Source organism: Pararhizobium sp. P1_E7 (genome assembly GCF_056405855.1).
Map to the genome: position 1 here is coordinate 1 of NZ_JBFUBH010000208.1, position 1,346 is coordinate 1,346.

2 protein-coding genes and 2 pseudogenes are annotated in these 1,346 nt (G+C 55.0%); 1 reads left to right on the top strand and 3 read right to left on the bottom strand.

Annotation, left to right across the window (positions count from 1 at the left end; translation table 11 throughout):
• Window positions 1-128, bottom strand: a pseudogene (locus tag AC1D17_RS28950) (arsenical resistance protein ArsH); the annotation flags it as partial.
• A gap of 267 nt (window positions 129-395) precedes the next feature.
• Here AC1D17_RS28950 and AC1D17_RS28955 point away from each other — a divergent pair.
• Window positions 396-770 (top strand): hypothetical protein, encoded by a 375-nt coding sequence (locus AC1D17_RS28955; protein ID WP_477568634.1) that lies wholly within the window; start codon window positions 396-398, stop codon window positions 768-770.
• On the opposite strand, the gene AC1D17_RS28960 is transcribed toward AC1D17_RS28955, so the two are convergent.
• Window positions 651-1,055, bottom strand: coding sequence for a helix-turn-helix domain-containing protein (locus AC1D17_RS28960; RefSeq protein ID WP_477568633.1), 405 nt, complete (start codon window positions 1,053-1,055; stop codon window positions 651-653). The two genes, AC1D17_RS28955 and AC1D17_RS28960, sit on opposite strands and share 120 nt — an antisense overlap.
• An 81-nt stretch (window positions 1,056-1,136) precedes the next feature.
• Window positions 1,137-1,346, bottom strand: a pseudogene (locus AC1D17_RS28965) (GGDEF-domain containing protein); the annotation flags it as partial.

The following is a 1,346-nucleotide window of genomic DNA, read 5'->3' on the forward strand; positions in this document are numbered from 1 at the left end:
TAGTAGGACGACGGCTTCATGCGGCCGTTGGCATCGAACTCCTGAAGCGCCCTGGCGACCGAAGACTGGTTCGGGATGGTGATCATCCGCGTCCAGCGGCCGAGCAGACGCAGCGTGTTGACCGCATTGAGTTATGCGCAAAGGTTGCTCGACCGGACCACGGCTGTCCAAGGCGTGGTTTCCCACCTCGATGCGCAGCGGCGCCACGAGGGCAAGGTCGCGATGCCCGGCATTTCCCTTGCGCGCAGATCGCCTCAACCGGCAACCCAATCCCAAAACTCGGATCAGGCGAATTCCCGGTGCGGGGCCGGACGTTGTGCGCAGTTTGCGAAAATACCATCCTCGCKCCAATAACTCATGTCAACGGCAACGCACTCCGCAGCTGTGTATCCTGAATGATGCAGTTCCCGCCAATAGACGGGCGCGATTTGGGTAGCGTATCGGCACAAGTGATCGAGAGGCACGCCTGCAACTCGCTCACCCCCGCTAATCATCCAGCCGATGAAATATTCTTCAAATTCTTCCGGGGACACGACCTTTCGATCACGTTCGGCTACGAGACGCAAAAGCTGCGTGCTGACTGGCATCAAACCCTCTCAATGGTTGAGGCGCTGGCTTATCGGAGTCTTGGTGTTGACTTGCCTTCACCATTATGGATCGTTATTTTCGCCGGCCATCGACTTGGCCAAGGCAACCACGGCTCTTCTTACCTTCGGACCTCGAATTCGCCGGAAGGCGTGATTGAGCTCCCGCCCCTCTACCGTTTGTAAAAACAAGGATAATTCGTCAAATCTTTCTACGCTCTGGGATACCGGTTCCGTTGTACCTCCGTCGGGARAGAAGAAGGATATTGGAACCTGGAAGATTTCGCTTATCTGGTAAATCTTGCTGGGGCTGACCCGGTTTTTGCCATTTTCGTATTTTTGTATCTGTTGAAACGTGATGCCAAGCCGTTCGCCGAGCGCAGTCTGCGTTATCCTGAGAAACGTGCGTTGCAATCGTATTCTGGATCCAACGTAGATGTCCGTCGGGAGAGGCGTTTTCATAGAGCTCATCCTGTCGAGATACTGCCTGCCCTGTGGTCGACATGGCTATGACGTAAACCATTGTTCCGCGCCGCATTTAGAGCTCTCAACTTATGAATGCGCGGAAACGGCTGCGGTGTTGTGCACCATCTGGTCGCGGCTTTCAAGAAAACTCACGGTTTCAGACGCCGGCATCGCTTTGCCGAAAAGGTAGCCTTGGCCGATATCGCAACCGTGCTGCAGAAAGTACGCCAATTGGGAATTCTCTTCGATACCCTCGACAGTCGTCTTGATTTCAAGGCCCCGGCTGAGGTTCAGGAG